A 15,388-nucleotide genomic window follows, 5' to 3' on the forward strand; every position below is an offset into this window, starting at 1 on the left:
TGCACCCCGCGACGGCGAAGAGACTGAACACAGAAATCATAGTCCGATTGATTGCGCGTTTTCGCATCATCCTTCACCCTCTCCCGCTCCGCACGGATATCACTCTGCAGCTGCTGAATTGCGCCGCGTTGCCGTTCTTTGTATTTGCCATGTTGAAATGCGCCCATGAGCACGACAGCACACACGGCCAGCACAGCGAGTATTATTTGGAGCCGCCCCAGCATCAGAGCGCCTCTAACAGTTTTTCGACTTTGAATTTCACAGACGGCATTGAATAAATCGCGTAAACCGCGATACCGCCCACCACAACCACGGAAGCCAGCTGCACCCGCCAATCCAGCAAACCAACTGCCGGAAGCACCGCAGCTGTAAGCCATGTCCAAAACCGTTTTGAGTGAGAAACCGGCTTTGCCTTCTCAGGTTCAAGTGGTTGTGTTTCCGCTTCCGTCGCTTCAGGAACCGGAACAGGCAAGTCGTTGCCTGCCTCTTTTACCTTACGCAACACCGCCTCAATGGCTTCCGGCGAAACCAAGGCCTTATTGAGTGCATCACCATCATAATAGGACTGGCCGCGTTTAAGCTGCTGGTGCTGGCCTTTAGTCACGGCAAGCACCGGAAACGAAGCCCACTCCATTGCCAGTTGTTTGGCAAACTCAGTCATGGAGATTGTACCGGTCATGAACTCTTCATAGCCACGGCGCTTAAGTAGGTGATAGCCGAGGCGGTCTTGTAAATCAGGATCGAAAGTCTGCCGACCGTTCAGCCGCAGATCACGCGACAAATCCTGCAGGGTCTTGCGCATGAACTGATAACCACCAGAGGCCGATGATTTGAACCGCTTGGTAAAACTGGCTTGCGCATCAACCAGTTCACCGATTGTCATCGAGGTGATTGGTTTTGATAGCTTGCCCTGATTGTGACCGTAGATAACGTCATAAGACGCGCGATCAGTCCGCCCGACTTCAGTCCTACGAATGAAGTCAAGCAGAATCGCCGCGCCAGCTGGTACGGTTTTATCCATTTGAATTTTCCTGTGAAATTTACTTTTAAAGCAGCATAATAGTTAGAGGGTAGGCCAGCAACTCTGCTGCCCGCTCTACACCAAACAGATTAGTAGCAACCTGCTGCAGGAGAGGCCAAAGCTCATGATCTGAGCGGAATGTATTGGCTGTGAGAAATATCTGACGAGTGCGGACTGGCTGAGTAGCCATTGCATCATTCAACTGAATGGCCTCAGAATCTGTCAGACGTTCCCATAGAGTGACAGCAGGAATGATAATTACAGGTTCCGATTCTGGCACCGGCAAGTAAGGCTCGATGAGATTTCCTACTGCCTCCCATTCAGCAATCATGGCGCGGTGTCTGTTTTCCTCAATATCAGGTATGGTTAGTTCCACCCCATTGATAACAGCAAGTATTGTTCCGAATACTGTATATTTTGCGCTTTCGATCATGTTAAAACTCCGCATCAATATACATAGTAAATACCCACCACATTCCAGTATTTTTATTTAAAATAGCATCAACTTGGAAGTAGTAAGGTGTAGCTGCAAACCCACCGGCAGCGATTAAAGCATCGCCGCCAGCTTGGGTTGAAACAGTGCCAGCCCCACCGGAGCCATTATCAAAACTAATTGACGGATAAACCCTCATAGCTACTGGATACTGCCAAAATCCCCCGATGTAAGCATTGTTATTTGATCCTCCCACCCCTCTAACGCTATTATAAACTTGGTAATACCTGCGACATAACAATCCCTCTATTACATCTGACCTTTTACATATTAACCAAGGATCGGCACCGGTAGCATCTCCTGACACAACTGACACTTTCGTAGCGGTTTCTGGAACAACAATCGAGGTATTCCCGCTAGCCACTGTCGCTTTTATGGGTGAGGCATTCGTTTGCCCACCGAACGAGCCAGTGCCTCCACCCGACCAAGTGAGCGTATATTCACCTGCAGGCAGAGCCTCAATAATCTGCTCAATTCCGTTTGTGTGACCTTTCCAGCGGTCAAAACCATACACACCATTGGCAGGCTTTTTCACACCACCACGCTGATTAATGGTGAAATCGCCATTGATGATCCAGTTATAAGAAGCTTTGGCATCCAATGCTTTCTGTACTGCATCTGAAATCGGCAAACTCTCCTTGGAGATCGCAGCCCCGGTCGCATCAAGCAGCTGATCCGCCGTTCCACCTAAAGGAAGAGCGTACTTCTTATCAATCTCAGTCGCATTTTTGGCTATCGCATCAGTCACGCTTTTTATTGACTTCAGCGTGATTGTGCCGTCCGGCCCCATGATAATGAACTGATCATTGGCTTTCGCAATTGCTGCAAGCTCTGAGAGATTGGAAATATTATCCAACGCAGCGAGAGCGGCCAGATTGCCTTTTGTATCATCGGGTCCGAACTCTGCTTTCGGCACCAATTTCATAACACCTGGTCCAACAAAGACCGGTACGGCATCTTCTTCGCCAACGAGTGCAGCAAATGCTTCAAGGTTGCCTGTGGTCAGCAACTCTCTCATCATCCGAACAGCAGCCTGCACACGGCTACCATCCGGCTGATAGCGAACCCGCAAGGGTTGCCCGTCACCGGCAGCTGCCACAGGGCAATTATCAAATAACCGACCGCTGTTCTGCCCGGTGATTTCAGCAATAATCAGCACATAGCCTGTAGCCGTGATAATCGCATCACCGGCCTGAATGGCTGCGGTCTGCAAAGCCGACCCTGTCGTGGTGAAGTCAGGTGTTCCGGCAACGAGATTAAGCGTGCCGGTCATCCAGTCGGGACGAATAGACATTAATCTGCCCCTTCCTTGCGCTCTGCAATCAGTTCTTTGTTTTCCGCTTCCAGAACTTGAATGCGTTCTTTCATCATTAGATTTTCTGAAGCCAAAATCAGATTACGCTGACGGATAATGCCAAGCTGAAACGCCGTTTCATGCAGTTCAGCCAGCGGGTGAATTTGTATTGGTGGAGTGATATTGGTCTGTGTTGCAGACATGCGTTCTCCTTCCCGCACAAAGCGGGTGATTGCTGTGAGTGTAGTAAGGAAAGTCAGCCGCCTATCGAATTCCAATAGACGTAATAGGTGACATAGCGCGTTGTGCCGGTTTTGTTGTAAATCCTCATTGAAGCCATATCGCTTTGAATACGGGCTTCAAATTGCGATAGAAACGCGACAACACCATCGGACGGTTTAAGCATAATCAGTGCCGGCTGCTGATAGGTGCGTCCGAATGGAATGAGCACATTGCTATTTGCTGGCACCTGAACCGAGCCTGTTACATAAGGGGCAACAGTGCCGATCCCCTCATGCAGCACAAAGTCAAAAAGATCAGTGCTATCAACGTCTTTTCCGGGTTTGGAAATGCGAAATTTAAAGTTGGCACCACGCTGGAATAGTACCCGCCCCGCCATCAGAACTTCTCACGTAGCTTGACTAAAAAGACGGTATAATTGAACCGGCATTCATATTGAGGCACCCAGCCCCTAAAAGTCAGCTTGTTATGAGAGATGCCAACAACAGGCATAAAGTTTACCAAGCCAATATTTCCGCCAAATGATTGCGTAGCCACAATACCGCTCAGATCAGGCGGGAATTGAAACGGCTCAGCAGCGGAAGATTTAAAGCCCATGAATGCCAGCGGAATAAACGGAAGCTCCTGAAATGGGACTTCAATTTGATGCCGCCATAATCCTTGCGATTCATTGTAGCCGAATGATGGAACAGAGCCTTGCGCATGGATTTTCAGCATGTCTTGAACAGATGACATCAGCATCTGGCCGCCCTGCTGTACGGTTTTTCCCTGCTTGGCTACCCAGATGCCATGCTGATTACCGTTTTTGCCGATAAGGATATTTTCATCCATGTCATATCCCCATCACCAGATAAATAAAGCTCTCCCGATAATAACCAGAAGGATTGCGAATTCGCGGGATAGTTATACGACTATTGGTGACGGTTATTTCGCCCGTGCGCCAATAATCACTTGGTCGATTGATGAGAGGCTGAGCGCCCAACAATACCATGCCATGATTACCCCAGTACCGAGGATCAGACAGACTGATTAACAATACTGTCGGAACATAATCCAATGGTTGAAAGTTGATAATCTGCGGCGCAGACCAATCCGTTTGCTCATCCCAACGGGTCAAATTCTGCGGCGGTGGATCCATTTTATAACTGGATTGATCAATATGCAGACCGACCTCCACAATCGTGCTGGAGAATAACCAATCACTATCAAAGAGCTTATCACCCTCTGCCAATGATGGATTGTCCGCGTCAAATCCCTGTTTTGAAACCACGAGATGATTTTTTGTTAAGTGCAGTCTTGTATTCATCAGTCAGACACCTTCAAAAAACCCTCATCAAGATTAATGACGAATTTGCTGTCAGGTGAGCGGATCAGACCGGAGATGATTTCATTGATTTTTGCCAACATCAGGGTCAGTTCACCATTGATGAATGTCATCGGCGACATGCTGTTCACACCATTAGTTACGATCCAACGATCAGCATTCATGATGATCTGACTGAGCAATTGGCCACCATTACCTGTGAAGGCTTCCAGCCACATCGCCGCCTGTGCAGTCTGCCCCATAGCTTGCACATAACTGCTGAAAGCAATCCGGTTCAAAGCACTGCCGCTTGCGGCTTCACTGGTAATGCGGATCAAACCACCAGCTGAGAAATTGCCGACATCAGCAGTGAGCAGGGTAATTGCTTCAGCCTGAGCCTCAACAGTATCGCCAACAGTGTTGATGCGCGTTGTCAGTTGGCTAACAGCCTGAGCAATATCCTCATCAACTTTTGCCTCCAACTTTTCGATACGGGAAGCAATTGCACTGCCGGGACCGATGGAAACGGAAACGAGCCTTGTGTAACCTGCCTTTAGATTGCCCGCAGTGACCGCCGCTTCTTCACGTAGCAGTTTGAACATACCGGCATTGCCAGCTTCCTGCTCAGCTGCCAGCGCACCAATACGATCCAACTCCTCCTGAACATACCGATCTGTCTCTCCCAAACCTTTCAGAACATCGCTGATATCCTTATTGAGCTGTTCAATATTGATCGCGTAAATATCAAGTGGACCGAAACGGATATCCGCGGTGCGCACCTCAATCCAGTCAGACCAGACAAAGGGCGTACTGCCATCATAAGATGAGTAACGCGCACGGACTTCATAGAGCATATTCGGCAAAAGAATGCCTGGAGCAATCAATAGCGCCCCGCGCTCTACATCTTCAGTTCGGCCTTTATAGATTTCAGCCAGCGATGATTTGAGACGCACCTCAAACATAACCGTATCAACGCCGGTCACTTCACCATCCCAGACCAATCGAATGCCACACCGGCGATTATTGCCGTTACTGTCCTGTGCAATATCTGGTGTAACAGCAAAATCGAAGATGGGTGTCGGCAGCGGACGCATTGCACCAACTGCCCCGTCAACCGGCGGGCGATAATCCGAGCCGCTTTCCCAATCATAGTCGGACGGATCAACCTCAGTCATATCGGCCAAAACATCAAGATTGGCACGGTCAACCGAGCCATCAATCCGCATCAGCTTATTGACATAACCGTTGCGCTTGGAAGTCCATGCCCATATAACGCCAGGCACAGCATACGCCCAGAATTTCGGTGGAATGACCAGAGTGTGCCGCCGCGCCAGCTGGCCCTCTTCAAGAGCCGACTTCATAAGCCGCTGCACTTGTTCAGCATATGGCACAAAGTTCAGTTCAACTTTAGCCATCAAGCGCCGGTTGCCGTGCAAGGCTTCCAGATCAGTACGGAACAAGGATGGCGCGGACTTCATCACCCAACCGTCAGTGAAGGACGGATAAGTTGCGGAGACACCATTGATCGTATCCGACAGACCGAAGAACGGGGGGAATGTCTGCTCATCGGTCGAGAGAATATCGTCATCGGTGAAATGAATGACCGGCGCATCGGGGCTGCCCAGAAACATCTGATAGAAACCGCCGACTTCCGCGATACGCCCCTGACAGGACGTGTTCAATGCTTCAAGTGCATTTGCGAGAGGCGCATCAATAGTGATCTCGCCACCAGCCCGATAGGTCGGCTCTAAGCCATTTGCCCCATAAATAGGTGCACGGCACTTATTAATGGCCTTGATCCAGTTGTCAGCTGGAAGGCGCGCAGCAGACATGCCCTGCACACCATAGAACCACTGATTATTCCAGCGGAGGCCACGCAGCAGGTTATATTCCTGTACAGCTGGCAGATGATCGCCATCACCACCCCATGTGGACGGATCAGACCACCGATGCGAACCGTTTCCGCCTGCGGTGCTATCTTTTGACAGATCGTAGAATTTGAAGCCATCCAGCTCGAATTTGAAATTCGGAATACCGGAGAACATCTGCTTACTGACACGCGCCGTCACAATGGCATAGGCCACACCACGACCGACACGGTTCACATCCCATTGGCGGTTCTGATTGGAGCAGGTATTGACCAGAAAACTATCAGCTACAGTCTGGGTACCATCATAGAATTTGACCCAAAGATTATCACCATCGTTGCGATATTCTTTTACCTGCCAACCCCACGACATATCCGGCGTATTGTAATCAAGGGTCACTTTCTGACCGTTGACCCAAACCTCCCGCAGGCCAGCGACCGGCAGATCAGACAGTCCAATAACCTGTGTCAGATAAGCGTTTGGTGTATCGCCGTCATGCCCCCATGTGTTGACCCAGACCAGAGAACCGGCTGTTGACGTTCTCCCGATCAGGAAGGATCGCGGCAGGTCACCACCGGCTTGCAGGCTGCCATTGATGGAAAATACCGGTTCCTGCGGTTTGCCTGCAATGGATTGCGCAAGCAGATTGAGGCCGATACCAACGGCGGCTTTAAGCAAAAAGCTGCCGACCGCCCCTGACAAAAAGGTAGAGGCCATCAGGCCGCCTATCGCAGATGCGATACCGGTAAAAATTGCCATGAATAATCTCTTTGAAAACTAAGCCTCAGAGGACTTTGAGAAAGTGTGCTTCGACCGGTGCATAACCACGTCTCTTATAGAGGCGGGAAACATCATTGGTAGCGAGTGAGGCCATGCCAGCAGCCACGCAGCCCTGCTCTCTTGCCCATGCTTCATAGGCATCAAGCATCTTGCTTGCCCATCTCCCTCGAACACTTGGTGTTATCCACCAAACGGTTTCTTTGGCATAACGGCCAAAACCGAACGGATGCTCAAACCACCCTGCCATCAACAGCCCCGCCGGTTTATCACCTAAAACCAGAAGACCAGCCTGCGGACTTGCATAGTGATAATCAAACAAAGCCGAGGCATGGGCTGCACTGAATGGAGAAGTGAAGCCCGCAGCCTCATGACTTTCACGCAGCAAGCGCAAGCAGGAGATTTTGTCAGAAGTGACGGCATGTCGGATCATCAGAAAATCCCCAAAAATTTGCGTCGCTTCTTCTGTGTCGGCACCTTGCCCTTTTCGGAACCCCAGAACACTTCCCATTCTTCAACCGTGGCCGCATCCTTGTAAAAGGTATCGTTCGGGTCGCGCAGGATTTGTGAGGCATGGCTTCGCGTCTCTGTATTGGAGCGGGTAAATTCCTGTGTGTGGCTGGCGCAGGTCATAGTGACTGCACCATCCTCATTCTCAGACGCCGTTTTCAGTTCAATCTTATCGACAAAGCCAACAAACCGGCACTCAGCCGGAGCGACCATCAAACGTGTTTCCGGATTGAACAGGCCACGATAGACTTCTACCCGCGCCTGACGGCAATCATAATCACGGACAATCCGTTCAACTTCCTCATGCACCTGCGACATGCGGATTGTGACATTCTGCACGGAAAGATTGGCGATGAGCGGAATATCGTCAATGGAAACCAGAGAACCTGTTCCATACCAATCACGTGTTTCAGGTATACCATTATCCGGATTGACCACATCTGCCGTGATATTCCCCACGTCAGACCACAGACCTTCCGTTACCGGAGCACCAGTCTGTCGGTCACGTGCAACAAGCCAGAGAAAGTCACGCGCTACCAACATCCGCTGTTCAAGCGCATGCTGGTTTTCTGCTGAAATATATCGCATTGCTGCACCTTCTTCAGGAACACTCTGGATAACTCTGCGTTATCTTAATAGGAGGTATGAACTCATGGATTTAATTTATTGGGATGAAGCCGTCGTTATTAAAATTTCAGACGGCATCACACATTCAATCGGTAATATTGCTGATGCGGAGAATTTTATGCTTTCCGATTGGCAGCGTTTTGATCTGGATAGTATGGGAGAAGCTATAACAGCCTGCCTTAGGTGTTCACATGATCATGGAAGCACGCAAAGTGCGCGGATTGCATTTAAACATGCAGCAGAAGTATCTGGGATTTTGGCATAAGAATTTCACCTTTTCGATAAAACCTCATAAACGCAGCTCTAAAGATTGTTCTTGCGCATAAAACGAACATTTTCTGAGCCATTTGACTTCAAATTTTACCCAGATGTCACTTCCTTAAACAATGAGCCATCATATCAATCGTTGCCTTTGATAGATGCATATATGAGCAGATAAAAATTACAAACTGGCCAGGTATCTCCTGATCTCAGAAAATCTGACTCGATCAAAAACATAACAAACGGTCAATCACTGCAAATAAGACACAATTACATATTATATAATAATTATAACAAGTTATATCACATATTTTCTGTATTATATTAAATCTAATATACAAAATTTGAAGATAAATGAGATGGTTAAGTGATCATTTCATGTTCCGACTTTTCTCATTTACATCTTCATTTTAAATACACTGGGAGGAATATCATGAGTAATATTCTAAAAGCAATTGGAGGGAGACAGCCTCCACATGCAATCATAGAACAGCGTCATTTTCATCAAGATGTTGCTACTGAAAAACAAATTTCAATTGCTCATAAAAGTTCAGCCTCGCAATTAAAGGACGCTACTAAGCTCGGCAGCATTCTGAAAAGAATTGGCGGGGGGCTATCTAGGCATCGCCCCTAAACTATCGGTACCAATAAAAACGGAGCATAATGTGAATAATACAAACCAAGAAGATCTTATGCAAAAAACATTTAAGAATACCTCTCCCTCAGCCTCTGAGTCTAAAGCTACTATTACGCACAAAATCGCAATCGCTATAATCGAGACTGAGTATAAAAAACGAGTAGCCAAAACACTCCGGTTAAAAAATGAACGCCTTGCTCACGAAGCAAGTTTGCTAGCCACTCCAAAAAAACTTACTTCTAAGCGTTCAGTTAAAAAAGTTAAAACGAACTAACGAGCCTCCACCGCCTGAAACGAGATTGTGCCACGCCCTGTGCTCAGCTCTGTAGATGTGGTCAGCGACCCCGGCAGAATGATCATCGGCACCGATGGCTTGATTAGTGTAACCACATTGCCAACAGCTGTACCGGGAGCCAGATGCGGGCGTAGTTCGAAGTGCGTGGTTTTACCTGAAGCATTCGCAACTGCACTTTCTAATACCTGATAAAGTTTTGTTCCGATTTGCACATAATCACCGATTGTTATCGAGAACCAAACCGGCATACCTTGAAGAGCGATAGATTTGTTATCTGCCCCAATACCTTCAATACTCGCCGTAGATACATCGCCAATGCCCGTACCATTCGGATAAGCAATCGGAAAACAACGGCTCATAGGTCTGCCACTAAACTGCTGTAAACTGCCGTCCACCGCTTTTAAACGTGCCCGCCAGATATCAAGCTCATTCGGTTGCAATATTACGGATTGAAAAGAAGCCTTCCACAGTGGCGTGCCCATATCCTTGGCAATCGTCGTACCACCTGCTGTCCGGCTATATTCCTGCCTGTACAACAGATCGAACTCCGTTGACCAACCGGGGAAACCAGCAAGAATATCTAATGGGTAGGTAAGAGCCATAACGAATATGGAACCTTTTCAAAACTGTGACGTTGGTTTTCGATATTTGTGACTGTATGGAGGTAAAGGAACGTGGCAATCACCCGCAAAGAAGAAGAACGTGCGCTAAATGCAGATGAATTTGCATTGGTGGACAAAACGCGCCATCCGGCTCTTCAATCCCTCCCCGACGCTGATCTAACCTCACTTGTTAAACTGCTCCGTGAGCGGCGCGAAAAAGCTAAAACTCAAGCGCACCAAAGACGACGAGAAATCAGGGGCAAAACTGCACCAAAAGGCGGTGCCGCATCAAAGGCAGATGATGGCTCAAAAACTAAACTCAGCGTTCTGGCAATGGCGATGCGCCGAACCAATGCTGAAGTTGAGCGCCGCCGCCAGATGGCCGCCAAACAAGAACTTGTTGAAAATGCGCAGCACGCTCTCGAGCTAAAGAAACATGCTGAAGCCAACAAAATTCCGTTTAATACACGCCACGCCCATGAAGGAATGCGTAATATTCCCAACAAGCAGGTAAAAAGCCTCATCAACCCTATGGAACGTGGCAGACAGAAAAAAGCAGCTAGCGTTAATCAGGCTAAACGCGATCAGAGACAAGCTACTGCATCATAAATCGGGCTCAGGTTTGGCATTGCCAAGCCTGAGCACCCTATCCCAACTTTACAAATTTGCTTTGAGCTTCCCGAACGGTCTGGATCACCCGCGCTTGCATTTCCTGATTGGTCTTCTTCAGGCCAGCTTCCAATCTTGTTACAGCAGCCTGATCTGCCCCACGTGCATCAATTTGATAAACCGGCGCGAAAGAGAATGCACCGCCACCGCCTGCACCGTCATGCGGAATAATGCGGCCATGAGCGCCGGGAGAGAAAAATTCCTCCCCCTTCTCATTGACGCGATAGAGATTGCCGGGTGTTACACTCCCACCCGCTGCGCGCGCGCCGCCGAACATCATTCCAAACAGACCGCCGAGACCAGAAGACTGAGGCGATATCCCAAACAGGTTTGCCAATGGACCCTGCCCCATAAGCAGAGCTTGCGCCATTTGTCGGAGCAGCCCAGCTAATGCTTCTTTTGCGCTGAATGAACCATCAATGATTGTGTCGATCATATTCATGGAGATATCAGCCAGATCAAGAGCTGCATCAGCATTGCGGCGAAGCTGCTCTTCCACGGCCTCGACCGCCTTTTGCTCCTGATAACGCGCTTCAATCAGTGCTGTGATCTGATTACGCTGAGCATCCGTTGCACTGGCACCGGCTTTACGAAGGGCAATTTCCTTATCTCGTGCCTCATCAGTAAGCCCGACAAGCGCCAACTCCTCTTCGAGTGAGGTAATCAGATCATCAATCGCTTTTTTCTCACGTTCAGCATCGGTAATTTTTGCCAAACGCGATCCGCCGGTCTTTTTCTTTTTATCTTCAGGCAGAATATAAGGCGTAACAGGTGGCAGGATACTATCATCAGGCTGATTAGGGAGCTTTTGCTTATCCTTGTGTGCCTTGATTTGAGCGTCAATTTCAGCGAGCTCTTTTTCAATCTGCTCTTTAGGAGGCAAAAATGCGCCGCGATAATCGCCTGTTTTCATATTTAAGGCACGCTGCTTCTCATCCCGCTGTTTCATAAGAGTATCCAGCGATCGGTTCTCAACTGTATTGAACAAGTCAAGAAAGTAGCGAAGTTGCAAAGCCGCAGAAACAATCGCGGCTTTCAAACTCGTTGATACTGTATTCGTGATATCAACGAAGGCTTTATCAACATCGGCAGCAGCCTGCACCACATCATCGGAGAGAACACGGCCAAGCTCCTCGCCCTCTTTAATGGTTTCGGTCAGCTTATCTCGCCCTTGTTCAATCAGGGACACAAACTGCTCACCACCCTGACCACCCATGATCTCATCAAAAATACGGATACCGGCGGCAGTGTCTTTCAGGCGGCGGGTACGATCGATAATCTCCAGCATAAAATCTGCAGGATCTTTGAGCCGCTGCTTGACCTCCTCCGGAGACATACCAAGCTGAGCAAAAGCTTCTGCACCGGAGCCTTTGCCAGTCTGGGCATATTCATTTGCCCGCAGGTTTAACTCACGAAAGGCATCGGCCATCGCATCAACTTCAATGCGGTTGGTTTCAGCGACATATTTCATCTGCTGGAATGACTTAATAGTCATGCCAGCTCGCTTAGCAGCAGTCTCAATATTGCCGATATCGGCAACAATTTGCTTAACGCCCTGAATGGAAAGGCCAATACCAAGACCTGCCAATGCTCCCTTTACCAAAGACATAGAACGGTTAAGACCAGCAGATAGATCAGAGAATTCCCGTTGCGCATTCTTGGCAGTTGCCTTGGTATCACCGCGTACACGGGTCATGGCATCATGGAAGCCACGGGCATTGGCGCCGATAAACGCCATGATGTCATTACGGGACATGAATTCCCCTATCTGATGGATTTGGTAGGTGGATAATGACGGGCAATCTCTGCCGCCCTTGCCGGTGTGATAATGTCTTTTGAGCGTTTACCGGTACGCCCCTCGATAGCCGACTCCAGCTCCGGCCATGTGGATCGCCAAAAGACTTCCGGCGACCACCCTAATACTCCGGTTGCAAAACTAAGCATTTGCTGGATTTGATTAGTAATTACGAGGGGCTCAGTGCGTTTCCCGATGTGGCCTGCTCAAATGCCTTTTCCAACTGATTGAGATGATCGGTCTCACCGCGCAGTTTCTTGCCATCATTGATATGGCCGGAAAGAGCTTTGGTGATAGCTTTGCGGAATGACTGTTCATCCGCGGCACTCAGCTCTGCGATGGCTTTGTGCGCCAGATCACGCGTTACCTTGTCGCCATCCGGATGCTTGGTCAGGACACGTAGGGCTGCCATCACAGTTTTGGGATGAAAGCCGATCAACCGCGTATAGAGCAGATCCATCGTGTCACAACCAGCCACCTCACAAAGCGTTGCCAACCGGCCAAATTCAACAACCAAGACCAGATCCGTATTGCCGATCCGGCAGGCAGCTTCACCACGGAGAGGATTGGGTAAAGCATCCGTCATGGTGATACTGCCGGAGTAAAGCCAACAGTGCCGGTTGCAGACATTCGCCCCTGACACTGCAGCTCATTGGTCTTATCGCCCGAGAATGTCAGCGAAATCAGGAAGTCAGCTTCGAATGTCCCGACCCCGGGCACCACCACCTGATACGGCGTGACAACCTGATTGACTGCATCACCGATCATGGCCTTGGAGGCAGTGTTGCTGACGAAAGCACCGTCAAGCTGCACATTGATACGCTGGATGCCATACATCAGCTGCAACAAAAGCTTGCTGCCTGGATCAGCACAATTGGGCTTGGTGATGTCGATTTCTTCATTGTTGATTTCCAATGAGCGGGATTCTGTCACACACACCGAGACAAAATCATCCGGCGTCATCAGACGCTTGATCACAAGCTCACGACCTAAAGCCATGGACTTATCTCCTGTTTAAATAAATGGAATAAATGGTTTGCGATCAGGCTTGCAAGTTGGGATAGCCTGCATATGTGCGGTAAATCACATCAAACACCATGCGTCCCGCACCAAGACTCTGCGCCGTACCGGCATCGATAAAATGATCTGTGGCAGACAAAATCATATCGATGACCAATCCGCCCAAATCTGATGGAGGCAATGCGCTCTCGACAGCCGCCGCCAAAAGATCAAACTCTGCAGACGGATCTTTGCGACCTTTAAAATGAATGACCACATTGACGGTAAGCCGATGATTGAGCCGCGTCAGTTCTTGGCGAGTGACATCATCATAGACCACACCATCAGGCGTCGTCTGGTCACTGGTGTAGAGCACTGTGAAGGAGGGCAAATCCTCCTCCGGCACTGCCGTTGAGCGCATTGGTGTAACAATGCCCAGATATTGTGCTGCGACCGGCTGGAGCTGCTCTCTGATCTTATCAAGGATCGTTTGTCGAAGATGCACCATGATTATTCATCCTCATGCAGAAGTAGGCGTTTCATCGCTCGCCCGTCATCAACATGACCAGCCACCACAAAAACCCTACCGATATCCTGCGCATCATCACTACGAATGATTGTGATCGTATCAGACTGACGAACACCATCGAGCGCTGTGCCAGAAGCTGCAAAGCTATAGCTCACCCCTTCCAGCCCCATACCTTCGATGTCGAGCAAATCTGTCTCCCGAACTTTTCGCAAAATACCGGTCAACAGGACAGGACTACCCTTGATAGTGACACTGGCTTCGACGTTGCCGAGACCAGAGACAAAAGCATCGGCCATATCGGAGAAAATGGCAGGACGGCTCATTCGCCGCCCGCCTTTTCCAATGCCGCTTCCGCAGCATTCAGGCGCTCTTCCGCTGCTTCAAAAGCCGCGAGCTGCTCATCACCGGCATCCGGCTCTGCAAGCGCTTCCTTGGTATTGTCATAGACAAGCTGAGCCGCTTCAAGTTCCGCATTCAGCGCATCCAGATCAGTAGTCTTTACCGGCGCGGGAGGTTTTGTCACTTCCTGTAGCTTCGGTAGAGATCGATCCTCCGGCACAGTGCCAAACAAAGCGGCGATTTTATCCGCTTCCTCCTGTGGCAGGGTGACTGCGGTACCAGGCGGCACATCTTTACCAGCAATGGTCAGCGTTACCGCATAGGCCTGCCGCACAGTTTTGACTTTCGCCATAGTTTCATTCCTCTCAAATTAAGTGGTTAGCGAACCATGGCAAAGAGCGATGCAGACGCATCACCTGGTACCGGCAGTGGCGCACTCTGTGTCATCAGGAAGGTTGCCGACGGATCTTCGACATTCCACATTTTCGGGAAGCGAGACAACGGCCTCATCTGCGCTGCCACATCCTGAATGGCACCATGCGCCATAAAGCCCTGGAACTGGCTTGGAGCAACCACACCAACGCCGAAACTTGGCCACAGTTCAAGATTGTTTCCCTGATCATCTTCAAACAGCTGGGTATATTGCCAGAAGTTGAACTGCCCGACAGTGCCAAGATAAATCGCCACCATATCCTCAGAACCGGCAGCAACAGGGCCGAATTGCATTTCACCGCCCATCTGGCGGCGGTTATCCAGAATTTCACGAATTTCAGGATCGCTTTGCAGCAATTCTGCTGCCTCTGCCCCAAGGATCACTTCTGTGGCTGCACCGCCCGATGTGGTGGCAACACGTGTCGCCCATGAGCGGATAGATTTGCGGATGGATACGCCCGCCTCGCCCCAGCGATCCGCACCGGTCAGAGCAAGCGTGTGATTTGCTGGCCGATTATAATCAACAATCTGGGTTTCATAGTCCTCACCGCTGACGATGATCTTGCCCGTGCGCAGTGCCTCTGCCGCCATCACTTCTTCACGGCGCGTCACCTCATCATCCTGATCGGCCAGAATGTCGGTGACAGTCTGCAGGTAGCGATCTTCCGCAGACATATTGCCGTTGAGCGGCTCGCCG

General features: G+C 49.6%; 23 protein-coding genes. 4 read left to right on the plus strand and 19 right to left on the minus strand.

The genetic code is table 11. From position 1 onward, the window contains the following. Positions 1-223 precede the first annotated feature (223 nt). Genes A918_RS0114970 through A918_RS0115015 form a run of 10 tightly spaced genes read right to left on the minus strand, consistent with a single transcriptional unit; the run spans position 224 to position 8,094 of the window. Positions 224-1,021 (minus strand): membrane protein, encoded by a 798-nt coding sequence (locus A918_RS0114970; protein WP_022711844.1) that lies wholly within the window; start codon positions 1,019-1,021, stop codon positions 224-226. 25 nt (positions 1,022-1,046) lie between these two features. Continuing rightward, positions 1,047-1,454 carry a hypothetical protein gene (locus A918_RS0114975; protein WP_022711845.1) on the minus strand — a complete coding sequence of 136 codons (408 nt, stop codon included), beginning with the start codon at positions 1,452-1,454 and terminating at the stop codon, positions 1,047-1,049. A 1-nt stretch (position 1,455) separates the two neighbouring features. After that, entirely contained in the window at positions 1,456-2,808 is a 1,353-nt protein-coding gene (locus A918_RS21390) for a hypothetical protein (RefSeq protein WP_022711846.1), read from the minus strand. Beyond that, complete coding sequence (locus tag A918_RS0114985) at positions 2,808-3,011, minus strand: hypothetical protein (protein ID WP_022711847.1); 204 nt, start codon at positions 3,009-3,011, stop codon at positions 2,808-2,810. Before A918_RS0114985 ends, A918_RS21390 begins: the two co-directional genes overlap by 1 nt. A 53-nt stretch (positions 3,012-3,064) precedes the next feature. After that, a complete protein-coding gene (locus tag A918_RS0114990) occupies positions 3,065-3,427 on the minus strand; it encodes a hypothetical protein (protein WP_022711848.1) in 363 nt (120 codons plus the stop codon). Beyond that, positions 3,427-3,879 (minus strand): hypothetical protein, encoded by a 453-nt coding sequence (locus A918_RS0114995; protein ID WP_022711849.1) that lies wholly within the window; start codon positions 3,877-3,879, stop codon positions 3,427-3,429. Before A918_RS0114995 ends, A918_RS0114990 begins: the two co-directional genes overlap by 1 nt. 1 nt (position 3,880) lies before the next feature. Beyond that, positions 3,881-4,354 (minus strand): hypothetical protein, encoded by a 474-nt coding sequence (locus A918_RS0115000; RefSeq protein ID WP_022711850.1) that lies wholly within the window; start codon positions 4,352-4,354, stop codon positions 3,881-3,883. Further along, positions 4,354-6,978: a phage tail protein gene (locus tag A918_RS0115005; RefSeq protein ID WP_022711851.1), complete on the minus strand. Its 2,625-nt coding sequence runs from the start codon at positions 6,976-6,978 to the stop codon at positions 4,354-4,356. The genes A918_RS0115000 and A918_RS0115005 overlap by 1 nt, the downstream gene beginning before the upstream one ends. 25 nt (positions 6,979-7,003) lie before the next feature. Further along, entirely contained in the window at positions 7,004-7,429 is a 426-nt protein-coding gene (locus A918_RS0115010; protein ID WP_156831458.1) for a GNAT family N-acetyltransferase, read from the minus strand. Beyond that, positions 7,429-8,094: a hypothetical protein gene (locus A918_RS0115015; RefSeq protein ID WP_022711853.1), complete on the minus strand. Its 666-nt coding sequence runs from the start codon at positions 8,092-8,094 to the stop codon at positions 7,429-7,431. Before A918_RS0115015 ends, A918_RS0115010 begins: the two co-directional genes overlap by 1 nt. A gap of 64 nt (positions 8,095-8,158) precedes the next feature. Here A918_RS0115015 and A918_RS0115020 point away from each other — a divergent pair, with 64 nt between their 5' ends. The 3 genes from A918_RS0115020 (at position 8,159) to A918_RS0115025 (ending at position 9,305) form a co-directional block, all read left to right on the plus strand. After that, entirely contained in the window at positions 8,159-8,398 is a 240-nt protein-coding gene (locus A918_RS0115020; RefSeq protein ID WP_022711854.1) for a DUF982 domain-containing protein, read from the plus strand. 429 nt (positions 8,399-8,827) lie between these two features. Beyond that, positions 8,828-9,028 (plus strand): hypothetical protein, encoded by a 201-nt coding sequence (locus A918_RS21865; RefSeq protein WP_156831459.1) that lies wholly within the window; start codon positions 8,828-8,830, stop codon positions 9,026-9,028. Positions 9,029-9,059: 31 nt separating this feature from the next. Then, a complete protein-coding gene (locus A918_RS0115025; RefSeq protein WP_139316358.1) occupies positions 9,060-9,305 on the plus strand; it encodes a hypothetical protein in 246 nt (81 codons plus the stop codon). On the opposite strand, the gene A918_RS0115030 is transcribed toward A918_RS0115025, so the two are convergent. After that, positions 9,302-9,928: a hypothetical protein gene (locus A918_RS0115030; RefSeq protein WP_022711856.1), complete on the minus strand. Its 627-nt coding sequence runs from the start codon at positions 9,926-9,928 to the stop codon at positions 9,302-9,304. The genes A918_RS0115025 and A918_RS0115030 overlap by 4 nt on opposite strands. Positions 9,929-10,000: 72 nt before the next feature. Between A918_RS0115030 and A918_RS0115035 the strand changes: the two genes are divergently transcribed. Then, on the plus strand, positions 10,001-10,537 hold the full coding sequence (locus A918_RS0115035; protein WP_022711857.1) for a hypothetical protein: 537 nt from the start codon (positions 10,001-10,003) through the stop codon (positions 10,535-10,537). A 37-nt stretch (positions 10,538-10,574) separates the two neighbouring features. Here the strand turns inward: A918_RS0115035 and A918_RS20655 are convergent, their stop codons facing one another. The 8 genes from A918_RS20655 to A918_RS0115070 form a co-directional block, all read right to left on the minus strand. Further along, a complete protein-coding gene (locus A918_RS20655; protein WP_022711858.1) occupies positions 10,575-12,353 on the minus strand; it encodes a hypothetical protein in 1,779 nt (592 codons plus the stop codon). Between the two features lie 8 nt (positions 12,354-12,361). Further along, the gene (locus tag A918_RS22465; protein ID WP_075655064.1) at positions 12,362-12,541 is read right to left on the minus strand and encodes a phage tail assembly chaperone; all 180 of its coding nucleotides are present in this window, start codon (positions 12,539-12,541) and stop codon (positions 12,362-12,364) included. Between the two features lie 20 nt (positions 12,542-12,561). Further along, the gene (locus A918_RS20660; RefSeq protein ID WP_022711859.1) at positions 12,562-12,978 is read right to left on the minus strand and encodes a hypothetical protein; all 417 of its coding nucleotides are present in this window, start codon (positions 12,976-12,978) and stop codon (positions 12,562-12,564) included. Then, positions 12,975-13,391 (minus strand): phage tail tube protein, encoded by a 417-nt coding sequence (locus tag A918_RS0115050; protein WP_022711860.1) that lies wholly within the window; start codon positions 13,389-13,391, stop codon positions 12,975-12,977. The genes A918_RS20660 and A918_RS0115050 overlap by 4 nt, the downstream gene beginning before the upstream one ends. A gap of 43 nt (positions 13,392-13,434) precedes the next feature. After that, positions 13,435-13,899: a hypothetical protein gene (locus A918_RS0115055; RefSeq protein WP_022711861.1), complete on the minus strand. Its 465-nt coding sequence runs from the start codon at positions 13,897-13,899 to the stop codon at positions 13,435-13,437. Positions 13,900-13,901: 2 nt separating this feature from the next. After that, positions 13,902-14,243 carry a hypothetical protein gene (locus A918_RS0115060; protein ID WP_022711862.1) on the minus strand — a complete coding sequence of 114 codons (342 nt, stop codon included), beginning with the start codon at positions 14,241-14,243 and terminating at the stop codon, positions 13,902-13,904. Next, positions 14,240-14,611: a hypothetical protein gene (locus tag A918_RS0115065; protein WP_022711863.1), complete on the minus strand. Its 372-nt coding sequence runs from the start codon at positions 14,609-14,611 to the stop codon at positions 14,240-14,242. The genes A918_RS0115060 and A918_RS0115065 overlap by 4 nt, the downstream gene beginning before the upstream one ends. Before the next feature lie 26 nt (positions 14,612-14,637). Next, the coding region (locus A918_RS0115070; RefSeq protein WP_022711864.1) for a major capsid protein at positions 14,638-15,388 on the minus strand (751 nt) is incomplete at its 5' end.

Origin of the sequence: Pseudochrobactrum sp. AO18b (assembly GCF_000409565.1) — a bacterium.
Classification (GTDB): Bacteria; Pseudomonadota; Alphaproteobacteria; order Rhizobiales; family Rhizobiaceae; genus Pseudochrobactrum; species Pseudochrobactrum saccharolyticum.